Here is an 18,067-nt window from a genome sequence, read left to right on the forward strand (position 1 = left end):
CCCGCGGGCATTTTTTTCACGCTGAAAACTTCGTCATATAATCTCACAAACTAGAAGTCTTTCTGATTTTTCTATTGTAGAATAAAAGAAAAAGAAAAAATTTTTTTATCCTTCCCTTACCATATATACTCCTCTTCTCGGTTTTACGACTGAAGGATACCGTTCAATTACCTTTACCATGAATGCGGATGGAGACGATACCCGTTTTCCGGTCTGCGCTTCCAGATCGTCTGCAATTTGTTTGGGTGTGGCCACTTTCCTGGCCCTGAGCAGATGAAAAGCAGCCGCAATCAATTCATTAGACTCTTTTTTCGTATATCTCACAGTTCTCCATTCCCTTCTGATAATTGTGCTATTTCATTTATTTTACTTTGAATGGCGCCTTAAATCTACAACGTTTTAAACCACTAAAGCGTCAAATGGATTATTTACTATACTCCTATATTTTCTAAGGGCAGCCCTTTATGGGAAAATTTAATAGGCCAATGCTATGAACAGATTTGACAGAATCAGGTATAATAGGTTCATCACAAACAGAAATGGGTGACAGATTCTGAAAGAATTTATTCTTCTCATGGCAGAAGCTGTGAATAATATACACGACCTCATCAATTCAATGGCCTATCAGACCTTTGGGTTAAATGTGACGGACAAAGACCTTCACTTCTGGATTATGGGCTTCATTGGAATGGCTGTGTTTCTCTTTGTCTATCTTCTTTCGAAATGGCTGTCAAAGCTTCCTTTTGGAATAACAGCTCTTTCCTTTCTATACACAATGACGTTTATGTTCGTTCTTGTTTTCGGCATTGAAATTCAGCAGGCTCTTACAAGGCGCGGGAACATGGAGTTTATTGATGCCATTGTCGGACTGTGGGGCTTTGTCGCACTATTTTTAGTTTATATAGCGCTCATCATCGTTGGTTTGGTGATTAGAAGTCTTTTCAGAAGAATAACCAATAAAGACGATATAGATGCATAATCGTAAGCCCTCAAATAGAGGGCTTTTTTTGTATGGAGATTTTTCCGATTGCTCACGGAGTGTTACAAACTGAGTGAAAAAGCCGCATCTATGCCGCCTCTGCCTGAGCAGAGCACTACTTCCTTATCAGACCCTTCCGGAACCAGATATAGAATATGCGGATAATGATGATGATGGAAAGGTTAATGAAGAATGTCAGAAACCAATGATACTTCCTGTACTCCATTAAATCTGTATACTCTGCAAGAAGCCAGGCCATGAGCTGGATGCCTAATGCGCTCGCGATGAAATATGCTGCTTTCAGTGAAAGCCTTTTTTGTTCCGGATAATTCAGGTTAAACCAAACGGCAATTGCAGGATAAAATAAATAGAAGAGCGTCAGGCTCATCTTTGTCGCATCCGGAAACTCCCTGAACGGAAAAACCATTCTGCCTGACAGGGTTTGGATGTACACATACAGCCAGCCTACAGACTGTGAAAACAGGAAGATTATTTGAGCGTCTCTTCGTTTGCCTTTTGGAACCTTCAGCAGGAGATACAGAATGGCAGCTCCCCAAAGAGCAGCAAGGACAATGATTTCACGCATGACTGTCACCGCCCGAAACCATTCCCTTTCTGAACCATTTTACGTACTGGTGGTTTAGCATCAGCACAAGCAAGACGGAAAAAAAAGTCCAGTGCCATTTCCATTCGTCATATTTGACTAAGTTTGTATAGGCCTCCAATATGACTTCTGCAACGGTGAATACCCCGGAAAAGACAATAGCGTAGACCCATTTTACAATCAGGCTTTTCCGTGATGGATAATGGATGCTGAAAAGAATGGCCAGCACGGGAAATAAGAAAAACTCAAACGTAAAGCTTGATTCGTTCACTTTGTTTTCGATGCTTAAAAGCTGCACCGGGTAATGGATCCAGCCCTTTTCGACAACAAAAAGGCCTGCAATCCACGTAATGGAGCCCAGGGAAAGAAACGGAACCCATGCTTCCCTTGCCCTCTCTTTCGGTACAAACTTTCCTATTAATAGGATGCTGAGCACAATGGCTCCGGCAATAATCCATCTCTCATGTATCATAGCGGCCCTGTCCATTTCTGTTTTTGTTCATTCCTCTTTAACCATCTGTCATTAGAGGAGGATCCTGGTTTTCCTCTGTTTTATTACTATTGGTTCATCTTTTGACAATTATGTGAGAATAAAATAGGATGTTGGAATTTTTTATGATAAAGTGAGGGTACAAAGGGCTTTTACTTTTTGATACGGGAGAGAAGTTGATGAAGACTAAGGCTTTGTGTCAGTTTTTAAGAGAGCAGTCTGGATCTATGTCAGACAAATGGCTCAGTGCAAGAACCATTGAACCAGTATCTGTTTATTCCATTAATGTACCTGATAAAGTCACAGCAGATCTTCGCGAACAGAATCAGCATTTCATTCATACCCTTATCAATCTCCTTGAGAACCCCGCAGCTGACCGTATGAGCAGCTGGGCTCAGGAAATCGCTGTAAAACGCGCCGCTTCAGAAACTCCTCTGTACCGTACCATTCAGCAATTCAGGCGCTTCAGGCTGATTTTTCTGGAAACTGCCGAAGCCTATATCTTAAGCCATGAAGACGAATTTTCCATCCATGACCTTCTATCATTCAGCAAACAAGTTCACTCAGCGTTTGATCACGCTATTGAACTCTTTACCCGCTATTATCATCAAGTATCAGACGCAAGAATGGAAGCCCATAAAACCATGATTTACAAGCAGACAACGCCCGTTATTCCAATCTCGGATGAAATCGGGGTTTTGCCCATTGTCGGTGATCTTGATATGCACCGCGCGGCAATGATTACAGAAAGTGCCATTTCAAAAGCAGAACAGCTTAACCTGTGCCGCATTGTGATTGACCTCTCCGGCGTTTTGGTCATTGACACGATGGTTGCAGGGCAGCTTTTTAAAATGATGCAGATGCTGAAGCTGCTAGGAATTCAGGTAACCATTACGGGCATCCGTCCCGAAATCGCTCAAACTTCTATCCAGCTTGGAATTGATTTTGGAGATCTCGCTACATTTGGACAGCTTAAGCATGCACTGAAGTATTTATATAAGGAATGATCCCTTTCTAAACTGCAGCCCCATAACTCCTTCTGCGAAAGCAGATTCTTCACGCTGTTCCCTTCTCCAGAAAAGTGATAGATTAATAGGAAAGGAGGAGAACCGAATGATTCTTACTGGAATGATCCTTGATACTGAAACGACAGGCCTGTCCCCTGTTAATGATGAAATAATCGAGATTGGCTATGTCCTTTTCACTTATGATGATGAGCGGGACCTTTACTTAGATACACTGGAAGAAGGCACTTATCTAAGAGAACCGCTCTCTGCCTCTGCCAGAAAAAATTATCCATTCGCTTTCCGCATTCATTCCATTCCGTTTGAAGACGTGAAAGGCAAGTCATTTGATGATGAAAAAGTAAAAGCGGCCATTAAAAAAGCAGATTTTATCATTGCCCACAATGCTTCGTTCGACAAAAGCTTTACGGTCAAAATGTACCCTGAGCTATTTTCAAAAAAGTGGTACTGCTCCGCCCGTAACATCCCTTGGAAAACATACGGATACTATAGCGCGAAGCTTATCAGCCTGCTGCACAGCCATAAGCTTGCATCTTCGCAGACTCACCGTGCCCTTGATGATGTCAGGCAGCTGAAGCAGCTGCTCATGAGTTCCAATTATGAGGGGAAATCCTATTTGAAGGTTGCCCTTTCCTCTGCATCGCCTGTGAACAAGACGGTCAAGTGCCCGCTCTCAGGCGTAAAGCAAAAACAGGCAGACGGGACGAGCCCTCAGACTTATATTCCTTCTCTTTCCGCAAAAGACATCCTTTCTCTGCTTAAAGAGGAAGGAAAAGACCGGTATCTTGTCTACACGGAAACTGGCCGCTATATCGGCTTTATCGGCGCAGCAAAAAGCAGACAAATAGAAGCCTCACTTCGTGAAGGTTTGGGGATGAAGGCAGAAGTAAAAGAGCTCTCGGTGAATGAAAAAGGAGAGCATCACTGCTTGATTTCGGTTACCATTGAGCCTGTTAAGAAAAAAGAGGCTGCGCGGTAATTGGACGAAAGTCTTTTTACAGACAGGCCGCATGCCTGTAGATACAAAAAGATCGGTGCATCGGCACCGATCTTTTTTACTGCTCGTTCAGGATGTTTTCTTCAAGCACAGCCGACTTGTCACCATACACTCTTTCAATATGCTGCAGACCCCATGCAGACAGCGATTCTAGAATGCCTGTTACTGACCAGCCGTATTCTGTAAGCTCATATTCGACTTTTGGCGGCACCTGATTGTAGATGATCCGGTTTATGATCCCGTCCTCTTCAAGCTCCCTGAGCTGTTGTGTCAGCATTTTCTGGGTAATGCCTGTCATCAGCTTTTTCAGCTCTCCTGTCCGCTTTTTCCCCCTCATTAAATGGCAGAGAATCACACATTTCCATTTACCGCCAATGACTTCAAGAGCAGCTTCTACGGGAATGTTGTACCGCTTTGCTTTCACCTGATCCTGCCTCCGCATTCACTTATTTTTTATCTGCCGGGTAAACGACGCCGATTTGTTTTCTTGCTTCATCCATTACGTTCATTACGGAAATTGAATGTTTATAAGTGTTGATCGTCGATTCATAAAGGTCATTTTGAATCAAATCAATAAATTCCTTCATTTCATAATACATCGTTTCTTCTTTCTGCGGACGCGTAATGTCTTCGATTCTGCCGTCGCGGTAGTGGATCTCCACTTTCCCGATTGTGCTGATTCTGTCAATGACGATCGTCCCGTCCTCTCCCTGTATTTCTGAAGGAAGGGCGGAATCAGATATTTTCGAGTACATCATGACAGCGTCCATGTCCTTGTATTGAAGAAGGATGCTTCCTTCTCCGTCAACGCCGGATTCGAGCATCATCCCGCTTGCTTTAATCGTCTCCGGTTCACCGAACAGCACAAGGGAAGGATACAGCGCATAAATACCAATATCCATAAGAGAACCATTCGAGAATTCGGGTTTGAATGCATTCAGAACTGTTCCCGAGCGGTATGCGTCATACCTTGAAGAATACTGGCAGTAGCTTGCCGTGTATCTTCTTACCGTTCCGATTTTATGAAGGTTTTCCTGGATGGCTTTAAAGTTTGGCAGGAAGGTGGATTTCATTGCTTCCATGAGCAGGACACGGTTTTCTTTTGCTGCCTCAATCATCTTTGTCACTTCTGCCGTGTTGGAAGCGAGCGGCTTTTCACAAAGAACATGCTTTTTATGATTCATAAATAAAATGGCCTGCTCTCCATGCAGCGAATTTGGACTTGCTATGTAAACGGCATCAATCTCATCGCTTTTTGCCATGCTTTCTAAATCTGTGAATGTTGTTTTCACGTTATATTTTGCCGCAAATTCTTCCGCTTTTTCGCTTGATCTTGAGTAGACGGCAGTCAGCGAAAAATCTTCAACCTGCATAGCTGCCTGAAGCAGGCGGTCTGTAATCCAGTTGGTTCCGATAATTCCAAAGCGTATCAACGTTAGTTCCTCCCAAAAATCGATTTCTGTAATACCTTACCATATGTATGGGCAAACGTCTCCGCTGACGCCTGCTTAAATTAATTCCACCTCTACAGATTCAATGCCCTCAACTCTTTTTATATCTTCATACACATCAGACGTATAGCGGTCATTTTTTATCAGCAGGATCAAGTCAACGGTTCTCATTTCGCGGTCAACAACATCCTTGATTTTGACATATTTGATTTTCATATCGTAATCACGGAGAATTTTCAGCACGTCAGATATACTTACGTTCACCGGCACGGTCAGTTTTACTTTCAGTTCTTTAAGGCGCAGTGTGCGGGGTCCGAGCTTCTTCACCAGCGGCGCAATGATTTCAATTGAACCAATCATAAAAACAAGCGCAATTAAAGCCTCCTGATAAAAACCTGCACCAATGGCAATTCCAAGCCCTGCAGCTCCCCAGATCATCGCTGCAGTCGTCAGGCCGCTGATGACATCATTGCTTCTCCGGAGGATCGCACCTGCACCAAGAAAACCTACTCCTGATACAATTTGAGCGGCAAGTCTCAGCGGGTCCATCGGCCGGTTGTAATCACTTGAAAAGGTATAGGCTGCCTCTATTGAAATAACGGTCAACAGACACGAGCTTACTGCGATAATAATGGTCGTTTTAAGTCCGAGAGGCTTTTTCTTAATCTCACGCTCAAGCCCGATGATAATTCCGACAAGCAAAGATAAAAACAATTTAAGAATGGTATGCTGATGAACGATGATATCCTCCAACTCTTTTCCCCCTCTCTCTTTTTTATAGTGTACTCATTTAATGTTTGAAACATTATACCATTCGCAGGCATGTGAATATATGTGATTTTACAAATAAGGCCGCATATTCTCATGACAGACAGCAAAAAGACACCCTGCATCGCAGGGTGCCTTGCGTACCGCTTATTCTTCTTCAGCGATTGCTGGTTTTTTACGCTTGAATTTGCTCATGATTTCATAAACGATCGGTACGATGATGAGAGTAAGAAGCGTTGAACTTGTCAGTCCTCCGATAACCGTTACTCCAAGTCCTTTTGAAATAATGCCGCTTCCGCCTTCAATGCCGATGGCAAGAGGGATCAGCGCTCCGATCGTAGCGATGGCGGTCATCAGAATCGGGCGCAGACGTGTTGTTCCTGCTTCAAGCAGTGCTTCTCTTGTTGAAAGTCCCTCACGTTCTTTGTGAATAACGCGGTCAATCAGCACGATTGCATTCGTTACAACAATCCCTATCAGCATTAGAGCTCCGATCATGGAGTTGATGCTGATTGTTTCTCCCGCAATCCAAAGTCCAACTAGAGCTCCGATTACTGTAAACGGAAGAGAGAACAGAATTGCGAACGGCGCAAGTCCTCCCCCAAAGGTAATGACAAGCACAAGATATACGATGGCAACAGCTGCAAGCATCGCCAGGCCAAGCTGAGTAAAGGATTCCTGAATATCTTCTGTTACCCCGCCTGTGTCGATATCAGCGCCTGTTGGCAAGGAGAGTTTATCCACTTCCTTCTGTACTTCACCCGATGCTTTTGCCACATCATCAGTTGTCAGTTCTCCGGAAACCTGAACGTAAATTCGTCCGTCGCGGCGTGTCACTGTATCAGAGGTTTTCCCCTCTTCAACTGAGACAACATCTCCGATTTTCACTTCTTGACCCAGTGGGGACATAATGGTTTTTTCCGTCATGTCGTCTACATCTTCGAATGTTTCTTTTTCTGTCTGCAGATAGACGTTGATGTCTTCCCCGTCTTTTTCAACCTGAGTAAGAACCGGACGGTCGCGCTGAGGCATTAGTTCCATGCCGATTTGACCGGCAGTCAGCCCAAGCTTGCCGAGTTCCTCCTGGTTTGCGACAAGAGTGAACTCATCGTATGTTTCAGCAAGACTTGAACTTACGTTTTTAAAGCTGCCATTGTCCTTCATGATCTTTTCAATCTCTCCGACAGTCGGTTCAATGTCTTTCAGTTCGTTGCCATACACGAAGAACTGAACTTCATTGCTTCCGGCGCTTTGAGTGAAATCCTGTGCAGCCCACTCGCCTTGTTCTGTGTCTGCCTGAAGGTCTTCAATGACTTTCTCTTTTTCTTTTTCGAAGTTTTCTGTGTCGTCTTCATATTCAATGAAGAATATCGCACTGTTCGTATCTCCCGGATTCATCGGGTTTTCGCTTCCAAGCGAGTATTGGACAAGCGAAACGTTTTTGCGGTCAAGCAGCATGCTTTCTGCGTTTGCGACTACATCTTCAACCTGTTCCTCTGTTTCGCCAGGTGCAGGTTTATACGTCGCATAAACAAGCTTCTGTTCTTCAGAAGGCAGGAAGCTGACTCCGATGACAGGCACCAGGAACAAGCTTCCGACAAGAACCAGGACCGCAAGAATGGATGTGATCCATTTGTGGTTCAAGGTCCAGTTCAAAATACTTCTGTAGGCAGCCGTCATTTTCCCCGGCTTATGTTCATCATGTTTTTTAGCGGTCTCTCCGTACAGTCCTTTCTTAAAGAAACTGTGTGCAAGCATCGGCACGATTGTGACAGCTACAACAAGAGAGGCAAGGAGGGCAAAGACAATCGTTAAGGCAAATGGAAGGAATAATTCTCCGATGACTCCATTTACAAGTGCAAGCGGAAGGAACACCGCGATTGTTACGATCGTTGAAGACATAATCGGAACAAACATTTCTTTGGTTGCTTCTCTTACAAGCGCCATGCCTTTCAGTTTTTCACCCTGCAGAGACATTCTGCGGTAAATATTCTCGATGACGACGATCGAGTCATCGACGACACGTCCGATGGCAACGGTCATCGCTCCAAGTGTCATAATGTTCAATGTTATGTCCATTTGTTTCAATAAGAGAATCGCAATCAATAAAGAAAGCGGAATGGATACAACCGAGATTAGCGTTGATTTTATATCCCTCAGGAATAAAAGGATAATAATGACGGCAAATATTGCTCCAAAAGCCGCTTTGCTCAGCATCGTGCTTACGGATTCCTCGATCGGCTCTGCCTGGTCAAGAGTCGTCTGCACATCAAGGTTTTTGTATTCCTTTTCGTATGTTTTAAGTTCTTTCTTAACAGCATTTGCTACATCAACTGTATTTGCATCAGCAGATTTTACAACCTGAATGCCGATTGCTTCTTTGCCGTTTGTACGGGAAATCGATTCGGCCTTCCCGACTGATTGAATGTCTGCAATCTCTGAAAGTTTTACTGTCGGCAGCTCGGCAGTCTGAGGAGCCTGTGCTCCGGGTGCTGTCTGAGTCTGTCCTGCAGGAGGCGCTCCTCCAGCAGGTGCCTGTGCACCAGGGTTCTGCCCTGCAACAGGGTTCTGTCCTGCCCCAGGTGCTGCCTGCTGCATGCCGGCATCTGCTCCTTTAGGCGTGACAGGAATTTCAAGGTTTTTAAGGTCATCTATTGTGACGATATTTCCATCAACGACAACAGACTGCTCTTTCTCCCCAAACGTATAAAGCCCAAGCGGGAAGTTAACATCTGCGCCTTTAATGATATTCTGGACCGTTTCCTGATCCAAATTGTATTCTTCAAGCTTATCTTCTTTAAAGGTGAACTGAACTTCTTCTACCTGCTGGCCGGATACCTGAACAGAAGAAACGCCGTCAAGACCCTTCAAAGAAGGCACGATGTCATCCTCCACGAGTGTTGTTAATTCGCTGAGTGACTCCCCATCCTCTGAAATGCTTAATGCAAGAATAGGAAATGCGTTAATGCTTAGTCTTGAAATATCCGATTCATTGACTCCTTCAGGAAAAGACAAGTCTGCTACAGTGCTTTTCACTTCTTCTTCAGCTTTATCCATATCTTTTTCAAACTCATATTCAATTTGAATGGATGAGGCGTTCTGGAAGGATGTGGAGCTTACTACGTTTACTCCGCCAAGATTCTGGACTGCCTGTTCAATCGGTTCTGTTACTTTTTCAGCAACTTCTTCAGGAGTAGCTCCAGGATAAACCGTTGTCACGGTTACAATGGGAGTTGTAATATTCGGGATTGTCTCAAGCTTCATGTTTATGCCTGAGTAGAGTCCTGCCACTGTCACAATAATGGTCAGCAGCCATACAGCAAATTTGTTCTTCAGGACAAAATTAATGATGGAATTCATGTGATCCTCCGGAGATGATTTTTTTAAAGTTTATTGACTGACTGGTCATAATAATTAATAATATAAATGACCAGTCGTTTGCAGTCAATTATAACAAGCTAGTTCCAGTATGAATTTTATGTAAATGTGAACATTCAGTCATAAATCAGCTGTACTTCAGGAACATTATGGTGAGAACAGAAGACGGCCAATGCACGTGTAAGGAGAATCAGCGAATGAAGGAAAAAGAAAAACGGATCATTGAAGCGGCGATGAGCCTTTTTGCCAAAAAGGGTGTAACCTCAACTTCCATTCAGGATATCGTCAATGAATGCGGTATTTCAAAAGGGGCTTTCTACCTTTACTTTAAATCCAAGGACGCTCTTTTGCTTGAGACGTTCAAGTATCATTTTGAGCTCATCCATTCAAAAATGCAGTCTGTCCGAGAAGAAAATCTTGAACCCCGCGCACTCTTGATTAAGCAATTATCCTGCCAGTTCAGTGAAATTAATAAACATAAAGATTTCATCATTATGCAAATGCGTGAAAATGCCGTGCCGAACAATCCGTCTGTCGCAGCATTTATTCAGAAAATGAATGCTGAAGCAAGTCTCCTTGTTAAAAATGGACTGGCTTCTATTTACGGAGACTCCATAAATCCATTCATCTGGGATATGACGGCAATCCTGCAGGGGATGATCCATTCCTATTTGAAGTACATTATTTTCGATAAAGCGGAGCTAAATTTTGAAGCACTCTCTGTTTTTCTTGTAAACCGGATCGATGATATGGTTTCAGGACTGATCCGTTCAGACGAAAAGCCTATTCTTTCGGGAGATGAACTGACTCTTTTTTCTCCATGCTCGGGTATTAGCAAAGAGGATCTGATCCATGCTATATCCCACTATAAACAAAAAGTTTCAGGAGACTTGCTTGTGACACTGGAAGTTCTTGAGGCGGAAATACAGGAACCCGAACCGAGAACAGCCGTTATTCAAGGGATGCTTGCAAACTTCAGCCAGGATTCTGCTTTATCTGAATTAAAAGAGAGCATTGCTTATTATTTCCAAATTAAGTAGCAAAAAAACAAGAGAGGCCTCTTCTATTTCCTGAGATCTCTCTTTTTTTATGGAGCTAATGGAATCAGCTTCTTTTTATAAAGTGCAGCAATGACGTTCATTAAAGCTGCAGGAATTTTTTTAGGGAAATATGCTTTTCTGTAATATTTGTGAAAAGCGGTTTTCAGGTCATTCCACTGTGTACAGTCTTTCTTTTGGCGAAACCTGGCAACATCAATCATCATGATGCTGCCGTCTGACGTGATGAAAATGTTGCGGAGGTGAATATCGGACGGATTTAATCCTCGCATTTTTGCAGACAAAAGGGCACTGTCCACTTCTGCAATGTGTTCGTCTGTAATGGAGATTCCGCTGCTGACACATTCAAACAGGGTGCTTCCTTCAATGTAATCGATGACCAGAAAGTTTTTACCTGCTTCATACAAGGAGGGATAGTACTTAATTCCTTGTAGTGTCCTGTAAATGTCAGCTTCCTCCTGTGCAATATGTGTAAAATCAGGAAAGAATACTTTTAACGCTTTTTCTTCGCCGCTGAGCTTAAAGACGAATGCACTCCTGCCTGCTCCAATGAACGTCAGGGACGGGTCGTGGCCCAAAAGCTTTGCTCTCGTTCCTCTGCCGCCGATTTTCACGCTGTCAGCGAGCTTGCTCCAGACTGTCATAGGAAAACCTCCATTCGTTTTAAACGTCTTTTACAAAGTGCGATCATTGCGGGATACCGTTCTATTACGATCCAAGCTGCTCGATCTGATCCAGAATCTGCTTCATTTCATTTATATTTCTCATCATTTCTGAGTCTTCCAGCATCTGCAGGGTATATTCTCCGTTCTCCACCTGCTGCAGAGCTGAATCAATGCCGCTTTCGAGTGATTCACTGTACTTTATGAGCTGACTGTGGGCATCCTGAGCTGCACCAGGTGCCTCAATCTCTTTAAAGGTTTGTATTTCTTCTTTCATATCCAGGAGGCTTTGCTTCAAATCCTCTCTTGCCTGAATGCTCCCTGCTGCTTTTTCAGCAAGCGCAGGTGCCTCTTCAGCAAAAGCTGCTGCCTCGTTCATGTAATCTTTTGCCTCATTGGCGTACTCAAGCGTTGAATTAACCTCCTGGAGAAAAGAACATCCGCTTAGTAATACGACGGTTAAAACAGCCGTAAGTTTCATCATCCATTTCATTTAAACCGCTCCCTTCTTTTATACACCTGCTATTCCATCTGTAAATGCAAAAAGACGCTGCGGCCGATGAATTGGCCGAGCGTCTTTTTAAAAGAGACTTCACCAATAAATCGGCAAAGGTCTCGCTAACAGCGGATGCTGCCAGCAAAGCCGGGGAAACGGTCCCGTAATGACGACTTTGCTGTTAAAGCTACTCCCCTTTAAGGAATAGATATGATGTTGCTTTTATTATACCGTGAATGACCAGAATCAGTCAATTTCGGCCTCTCTGAATCACACAGTTACTTTTTCGCCCATGACAAAATAAAAACCTGAAGATCTCATATCACTTGCTACGCTGTGAAGTCCTTCTTCCTCAAGTTTTGAACACAGCTTTTCAGCATTCTGAAGATCAAATGCAAGCATCTCTTCTTTACCGAGACCTGAGATCCGGACATCGTCCAGAAGATGAGTAAAGTCTTCATCTGCAAATACATTGATGCCCACTTCATACGCAATTGCTCCAGTATCAGAGCCGTTAAGATTGATTTCTTCTGATTTTAAATACCAGAAATCGTAATAGATAATGTCAGACATAATCGCATTCCTCCATGAATGGTTGGTGAATGCATTGTACCAGAAAAAGGGCCGGTGTGTAAAAAACTGGCGCCGGTTCGTTCAGCGCCAGTTTCAGGATTATTCTTTTGCGTCTTTCTTGAGGACTCCAACCATTACTGCCGTGATGACGGATCCTGTTAAAATAGCCGCGATGTAAAGCAATGGATTTCCGTCAACAATCGGAATGACAAATGCTCCTCCGTGCGGGGCACGAAGTCCGATGCCGAAGATCATTGTCAGTGCTCCTGCAGCAGCAGAACCAATGACAGCTGCCGGAATGACTCTGGCAGGATCTGAGGCTGCAAACGGGATCGCTCCTTCTGTAATAAAGGTTGCTCCCATTACATAATTTGTTTTCCCGGCTTCTCTTTCAGCTTTTGTAAACTTCTTTTTAAAGAATGTCGTAGAAAGGGCAAGCCCAAGCGGAGGCACCATTCCGCCTGCCATAATAGCGGCATGAGGAGCAAAGTTGCCGGCATCGATCATGGCGATTCCAAAGGTGAAGGCCGCTTTGTTAATTGGGCCTCCCATATCAACTGCCATCATGCCTCCAAGAACCAGTCCAAGCAAGACGAGGTTGCCTGTTCCCATGCCTTTCAGCCAGACAGTCAGCCCGTCATTAATGGCCTTTACCGGTTCAACGACAACAAACATCATAATCAGTCCGGTCAAAAGGATGCCAAACAACGGATATAGAAGCACCGGTTTAATTCCTTCAAGGGAACCCGGCAGACCGCTGAACGCCTTTTTGAGTCCGACAACAAGATAACCTGCAAGAAATCCGGCAATAAGCCCCCCAAGGAACCCGGCTCCGCCAGTTGCCGCCATCAGGCCTCCGACCATACCAGGTGCAAATCCCGGCCTGTCGGCAATACTCATCGCGATGAAGCCTGCAAGTACAGGAATCATGAGATAAAACGCATTGCCTCCGCCAATCGTGCTGAGCGCTTCTGCAATGGGATGATAGGAAGGATCTTTCGGGTCAGCCGCATTAATGCCAAAAACGAACGAAAGGGCTATTAAAATCCCGCCTCCGACTACAAACGGCAGCATGTTGGAAACACCGCTCATTAAATGCTTATAAAAACCGGATCTTCCGGACTTGCCTTCTGCAGATTTTTTTGGTTCTCCGCTTGCTTTGAAAATTGGAGCATCCTGGTCAAGAGCTTTTTGAATGAGCTCCTGCGGCTTGCGGATACCTTGTGCGACAGGAACCTGTATCACATGCTTGCCTGCAAACCGGTCCATCTCCACCTGTTTGTCTGCAGCGACAATAATGGCGGCAGCTTCTGCGATTTCTTCCTCTGTCAGAGCATTTTTTATTCCGCCTGAACCGTTTGTTTCTACTTTGATGGGGACATTCATTTCTTTTGCTTTCGCCTTGAGGGCATCAGCTGCCATGTACGTGTGGGCAATTCCTGTCGGACAGGCAGTTACGGCAAGAATCATTTTTCCTGAAGCAGCAGGTTCTGAAGCTTCCTCCTCTTCCATTTCCTGTTCTTTTTCATTGATTGCGTTCAAGATTTCCTCTTCTGTTTCGGCATCCTCAAGCTTCTTCTTAAAAGCAGGATCCATCAGAAAGCCGGACAGTCTGGAAAGCGTTTGCAAATGCTCGTTATTTGCGCCCTCAGAAGCAGCAATCATAAAGAACAAATGGGCAGGCTGACCGTCGAGAGATTCATAGTCTGCTCCCTGCCTGGAACGGCCAAAGGCGATAGCCGGTTCTGCCACTGCATTCGTCTTCGCGTGAGGAATGGCAATTCCTTCGCCGATTCCTGTTGTACTTTGTTCCTCTCTGGCCAGAATTGCTTTTTTATACGCTTCTTTATCTTTAAGTTTTCCAGAGTTGTGAAGAATCTCAATTAATTCATCTATCACTGCCGGTTTTGTGTCGGCGCGCAAATCCAGAATGATTGTATCCCGTGTCAATAAATCTGTAATTTTCATTGTTTCTTCCCCTTTCCCTCTTTATATCTCTCTGACTGTTATCTTTTCTATTAATTGCCGGACAAGTTCCTCTTTTGCCAGATCCTCTGAAAAGGCAGTAGCACTTCCGGCTGCAACTCCCTGACGGAATGCTTTTTTCACATCGCCGTGCATCGTATATCCTGCAAGAAAACCAGCTACAACTGAGTCCCCGGCTCCTACTGAATTTTTTACTTCTCCAGCTGGTACATTTGCAATGAACGCCGATTCCTGATTGATAAATACAGCACCGTCTCCCGCCATGGAAACAATGACATTCTGAACACCCTCTTCAAGAAGCATGCGACCGTATTTTACAGCCTCATCTGCACTGTGTATGTCTGTGCCGAACAATTCCCCAAGCTCATGATGATTCGGCTTGATCAGAAACGGTTTCATGCTGAACGTGTTCTTTAATGCATTGCCGAAGGCATCTATCACCGTTTTTGCACCGGCATCCCGGGCAATTCGTGATGCCTCTCTGTAAAAATCTTCTCCAAGGCTTTTTGGTATGCTGCCTGCAAGGACAAGAATATCCCCCTCCTGCAAGCCAGATATTTTCTTCAGCAGCTCCTGCTTTTGGGTTTCCCGGATTTCCGGACCTTGACCGTTTATTTCCGTTTCAGCGCTGGATTTGAGTTTAATATTTATCCGCGAATAACCATCTGCAGGGATAAAATGGCTTGTGATTTGTTCTTCAGCCAGAAAATCCTCTATAAAGTTGCCGGTAAATCCTGCGGTAAAGCCGATGGCCGTGCTGTCTGCCCCCTGGCGCTTCAGCATCCTTGATACGTTGATGCCTTTTCCGCCCGGAAACATATTCTCGTTTTTCGTGCGGTTAATTTGACCTTCCTTAAAATCATCCACCCCTATCACGTAATCGATGGAGGGATTCAGCGTACATGTATAAATCATGGTGCCACAACCTTTATCACTGTTTTTTCCACATATTCATAAGCTGCATCTTCTTCAAGTTCATTTGTGAGAATAACAGCCTCACTGAGGTCTGCAATTTTTGCAAAAGACCATTCGTTGAACTTCGACTCATCTGCAAGTACATATGCCTCCTGAGACAGAGAAACAGCAAGCCTCTTCATTGCCGCTTCTTCCGGGTCTGGAGTCGTAAATCCCGCTTCGGGGTGAATGCCGTTCACACCCATGAAACACTTATCAAAACGGTACGAACTTAACCCTTTCTGAGCTTCACTGCCAATTAATGCCCTTGTCTTAGGCTTAACCATTCCTCCTGTCAGGAAAGTCGGAATGCCCTGTTCAAGGAGCGGTTCGAGATGGGAAACCCCATTTGTCACAACTGTTATCTCTTTATCCTTCAAGTAGGGAATCATCTGCATTGTCGTCGTTCCCGCGTCTATATAAATACTGTCGCCGTTCTTCACAATCGCCGCGGCTGCTTTGGCAATCCGCTCTTTTTCTTCCGAATTTCTCAGGGCCTTTTCGCTTACACTGAGTTCTTCGCCCTTTTGATGGAGAAGAGATGCCCCCCCATGAACACGCTTAAGCTTTTTTTCTTTCTGAAGCTGGCTCAAATCCCGTCTGATGGTTGATTCTGATGAATCTGTCGCATCTACCAGCTCCTGAATAGTCGCTACTTGCTTCTCCTGCAAAACCGACAGGATCAAGCGGTGCCGTTCTTGTGTAATCATAGCGCCCCTCCGTCTGTTTCAACTTTATGCCCTAATAGTAACGTAAGCCCTTTCAAAAATCAATCAAAAACATCCAAAAACAATCAAAAATGTTCATAATATTTTATAATGCGGTCAAAATCAATCAAAAAAAACTGTCCGATCTCTCAGACAGTTCCATTTAATCCTATATTCTGAAGCTTCAGCTGCTGAACAGCAAATTCTCTGTACATCGCATGCGATTCGAGCAATTCTTCATGTGTTCCCGAACCGGTCACTTTTCCTTTGTCCAAAAAGATGATTTTATCAGCATCAATAACCGTTGACAGTCTGTGGGCAATAACGAGCGTTGTTCTGCCCATCATCAAATTGCCGAGTGCTTTTTGAACGACGATTTCTGAGTGGCTGTCAAGGCTTGATGTTGCTTCGTCAAGGAGCAGGAGCTTCGGATCGCGCAGCAGTGCTCTTGCAATTCCGATCCGCTGCCGCTGTCCGCCGGAGAGCTTGACGCCTCTCTCTCCGACCTGTGTATGATAACCTTCCGGAAATTCTTCAATAAACTGGTGGGCATACGCCATTTCAGCAGCCCGGATGATTTCTTCGTCTTTCGGCTCACGGGTTAATCCGTAGCAAATGTTTTCTTTGACCGTCCCTGATGTAATGGGACTTTCCTGCGGAACATACCCGATTTGCTCTCTCCATGACTGTAGGGAAAACTCTTCAATTCGATTTTCTCCAAGGATGATTGCTCCGCCGGTTGGCTTGTAGTAGCGTTCCATCAATGAAAATAACGTTGTTTTGCCGCTTCCGCTCGGACCTACAATGGCGGTCGTTTTTCCAGGTTCAATTTCCATTGCCACTTTGGTTAGTATCGGGTCATTTTTATAGGCGAAATCAACATCATGAAAGATGATCGGCTTTGCAATGCTCTTTACTTCTTTTCCTGCAGATAAGCTTTCTTCTTCTTCCCCAAGGATCTCAATCATGCGCTCTGAGGCTCCCATTGCTTTTTGAAGCTGAGTAAAAAACGCCGTAAACTGAGTCATCGGGATGACAATTTGAAACAAGTAGAGAATAAACGCGACGAGATCTCCGGATGAGATGGCGCCGGACTGCACTCTGAGTCCGCCGTATCCGAGGATAATGACTAACAGCGTCATAATGACAAAAGAAATCAGCGGTCCGATCAGTGCATGAATTTTTGCTTCTGAGAGGCCGAAGGTAAACAGGCGGAAAGCTCCCTCTTTACCTGATTCATATTCTTTTGTTTCAGCGTTCGATGATTTCACGAGGCGCACATGGGACAGCACTTCACTTAACAGAGAAGTAAACCGTGCTGTTTCATCCTGAAGCCCTTTTGATACCTTGTACATTTTTCTTCCAAGCGGAAGCAGAATCAGGATTGAGAGAGGAATCAGGGCAAGCATAATCAGCGTCATCTGCCAGTCAAGGTAAAGCAGAATGCCGAACGAGCCGATTATGGCGATGATGCCTGTAAAAAAATTGGTGATGTGATCTGTGATCAGTCCTTTTAAAATGGCTGTATCATTTGTCATCCGGCTGATCATTTCACCTGTCTTATGCTGATCGTAAAATGAAACCGGAAGATGAATGTGCTTCTTCCATAAACGTTCTCTAAGCTTTGCAACCACATGCTGTCCGACATAATTCAAAAGATATATGGAAATGCCGCTCGTAATCGCCTGTGCGACAAAGGCTGATAACAAGAGCAAAATATGGAACGCTCCAATGCTCTCAAAACTGAAATCGTCAATCAGATTTTTTGTAAAAAGCGGAATAACAAGACCTGCAAGCGTGGAAATAACGCTTAGAATGCCTGCAGCAGCCATTCTCTCTTTCGACGGTTTTGTGTCGCGTATCAGTTCATAAAAAAGCCGCAGTCTGTCACCGTATCTTTGTTCTTTCATTGTTTTCTTCCCCCATCATGCATACTCAT

The 18,067-nt window shown here is 44.4% G+C and carries 18 protein-coding genes; 4 read left to right on the plus strand and 14 right to left on the minus strand.

Annotation, left to right across the window (positions count from 1 at the left end; genetic code table 11):
• Positions 1–105: 105 nt before the first annotated feature.
• Positions 106–324 (minus strand): Rok-like winged helix domain-containing protein, encoded by a 219-nt coding sequence (locus AZ46_RS14680; protein WP_029283913.1) that lies wholly within the window; start codon positions 322–324, stop codon positions 106–108.
• A 250-nt stretch (positions 325–574) separates the two neighbouring features.
• On the opposite strand from AZ46_RS14680, the gene AZ46_RS14685 reads away from it, so the two are divergent.
• A complete protein-coding gene (locus AZ46_RS14685) occupies positions 575–979 on the plus strand; it encodes a hypothetical protein (RefSeq protein WP_235728224.1) in 405 nt (134 codons plus the stop codon).
• A gap of 115 nt (positions 980–1,094) precedes the next feature.
• On the opposite strand, the gene AZ46_RS14690 is transcribed toward AZ46_RS14685, so the two are convergent.
• Positions 1,095–1,565 carry a CBO0543 family protein gene (locus tag AZ46_RS14690; protein WP_029283915.1) on the minus strand — a complete coding sequence of 157 codons (471 nt, stop codon included), beginning with the start codon at positions 1,563–1,565 and terminating at the stop codon, positions 1,095–1,097.
• The gene (locus AZ46_RS14695) at positions 1,558–2,055 is read right to left on the minus strand and encodes a CBO0543 family protein (RefSeq protein WP_029283916.1); all 498 of its coding nucleotides are present in this window, start codon (positions 2,053–2,055) and stop codon (positions 1,558–1,560) included. The genes AZ46_RS14690 and AZ46_RS14695 overlap by 8 nt, the downstream gene beginning before the upstream one ends.
• A 197-nt stretch (positions 2,056–2,252) precedes the next feature.
• Here AZ46_RS14695 and AZ46_RS14700 point away from each other — a divergent pair, with 197 nt between their 5' ends.
• On the plus strand, positions 2,253–3,080 hold the full coding sequence (locus AZ46_RS14700; protein ID WP_029283917.1) for an STAS domain-containing protein: 828 nt from the start codon (positions 2,253–2,255) through the stop codon (positions 3,078–3,080).
• Positions 3,081–3,186: 106 nt separating this feature from the next.
• Entirely contained in the window at positions 3,187–4,077 is an 891-nt protein-coding gene (locus AZ46_RS21025) for an exonuclease domain-containing protein (protein ID WP_051865576.1), read from the plus strand.
• A gap of 76 nt (positions 4,078–4,153) precedes the next feature.
• Here AZ46_RS21025 and AZ46_RS14710 read toward each other — a convergent pair whose 3' ends face one another.
• The 4 genes from AZ46_RS14710 to AZ46_RS14725 all read right to left on the minus strand — a co-directional run bounded on the left by AZ46_RS14710 (position 4,154) and on the right by AZ46_RS14725 (position 9,674).
• The gene (locus AZ46_RS14710) at positions 4,154–4,519 is read right to left on the minus strand and encodes a winged helix-turn-helix transcriptional regulator (protein WP_029283919.1); all 366 of its coding nucleotides are present in this window, start codon (positions 4,517–4,519) and stop codon (positions 4,154–4,156) included.
• Between the two features lie 22 nt (positions 4,520–4,541).
• On the minus strand, positions 4,542–5,528 hold the full coding sequence (locus AZ46_RS14715; protein WP_029283920.1) for a Gfo/Idh/MocA family protein: 987 nt from the start codon (positions 5,526–5,528) through the stop codon (positions 4,542–4,544).
• A gap of 75 nt (positions 5,529–5,603) precedes the next feature.
• Positions 5,604–6,290 carry an MgtC/SapB family protein gene (locus tag AZ46_RS14720; protein ID WP_029283921.1) on the minus strand — a complete coding sequence of 229 codons (687 nt, stop codon included), beginning with the start codon at positions 6,288–6,290 and terminating at the stop codon, positions 5,604–5,606.
• A 171-nt stretch (positions 6,291–6,461) separates the two neighbouring features.
• On the minus strand, positions 6,462–9,674 hold the full coding sequence (locus tag AZ46_RS14725) for an efflux RND transporter permease subunit (RefSeq protein ID WP_029283922.1): 3,213 nt from the start codon (positions 9,672–9,674) through the stop codon (positions 6,462–6,464).
• A 215-nt stretch (positions 9,675–9,889) separates the two neighbouring features.
• On the opposite strand from AZ46_RS14725, the gene AZ46_RS14730 reads away from it, so the two are divergent.
• Complete coding sequence (locus AZ46_RS14730; protein WP_029283923.1) at positions 9,890–10,732, plus strand: TetR/AcrR family transcriptional regulator; 843 nt, start codon at positions 9,890–9,892, stop codon at positions 10,730–10,732.
• Between the two features lie 47 nt (positions 10,733–10,779).
• Here AZ46_RS14730 and AZ46_RS14735 read toward each other — a convergent pair whose 3' ends face one another.
• The 7 genes from AZ46_RS14735 to AZ46_RS14765 all read right to left on the minus strand — a co-directional run bounded on the left by AZ46_RS14735 (position 10,780) and on the right by AZ46_RS14765 (position 18,038).
• A complete protein-coding gene (locus tag AZ46_RS14735) occupies positions 10,780–11,394 on the minus strand; it encodes a serine/threonine protein kinase (RefSeq protein WP_029283924.1) in 615 nt (204 codons plus the stop codon).
• A 64-nt stretch (positions 11,395–11,458) separates the two neighbouring features.
• Complete coding sequence (locus tag AZ46_RS14740) at positions 11,459–11,905, minus strand: DUF6376 family protein (RefSeq protein WP_029283925.1); 447 nt, start codon at positions 11,903–11,905, stop codon at positions 11,459–11,461.
• A 273-nt stretch (positions 11,906–12,178) separates the two neighbouring features.
• The gene (locus tag AZ46_RS14745; RefSeq protein ID WP_029283926.1) at positions 12,179–12,481 is read right to left on the minus strand and encodes a hypothetical protein; all 303 of its coding nucleotides are present in this window, start codon (positions 12,479–12,481) and stop codon (positions 12,179–12,181) included.
• A gap of 99 nt (positions 12,482–12,580) precedes the next feature.
• Positions 12,581–14,449, minus strand: coding sequence for a PTS fructose transporter subunit IIABC (locus AZ46_RS14750; RefSeq protein ID WP_029283928.1), 1,869 nt, complete (start codon positions 14,447–14,449; stop codon positions 12,581–12,583).
• Between the two features lie 21 nt (positions 14,450–14,470).
• Positions 14,471–15,382, minus strand: coding sequence for a 1-phosphofructokinase (gene pfkB, locus AZ46_RS14755; protein ID WP_029283930.1), 912 nt, complete (start codon positions 15,380–15,382; stop codon positions 14,471–14,473).
• Positions 15,379–16,131 carry a DeoR/GlpR family DNA-binding transcription regulator gene (locus AZ46_RS14760; RefSeq protein ID WP_029283932.1) on the minus strand — a complete coding sequence of 251 codons (753 nt, stop codon included), beginning with the start codon at positions 16,129–16,131 and terminating at the stop codon, positions 15,379–15,381. Before AZ46_RS14760 ends, pfkB begins: the two co-directional genes overlap by 4 nt.
• Positions 16,132–16,277: 146 nt before the next feature.
• Entirely contained in the window at positions 16,278–18,038 is a 1,761-nt protein-coding gene (locus AZ46_RS14765) for an ABC transporter ATP-binding protein (protein WP_029283934.1), read from the minus strand.
• Positions 18,039–18,067: the final 29 nt, after the last annotated feature.

Origin of the sequence: Metabacillus indicus LMG 22858 (genome assembly GCF_000708755.2) — a bacterium.
Classification (GTDB): domain Bacteria; phylum Bacillota; class Bacilli; order Bacillales; family Bacillaceae; genus Bacillus_P; species Bacillus_P indicus.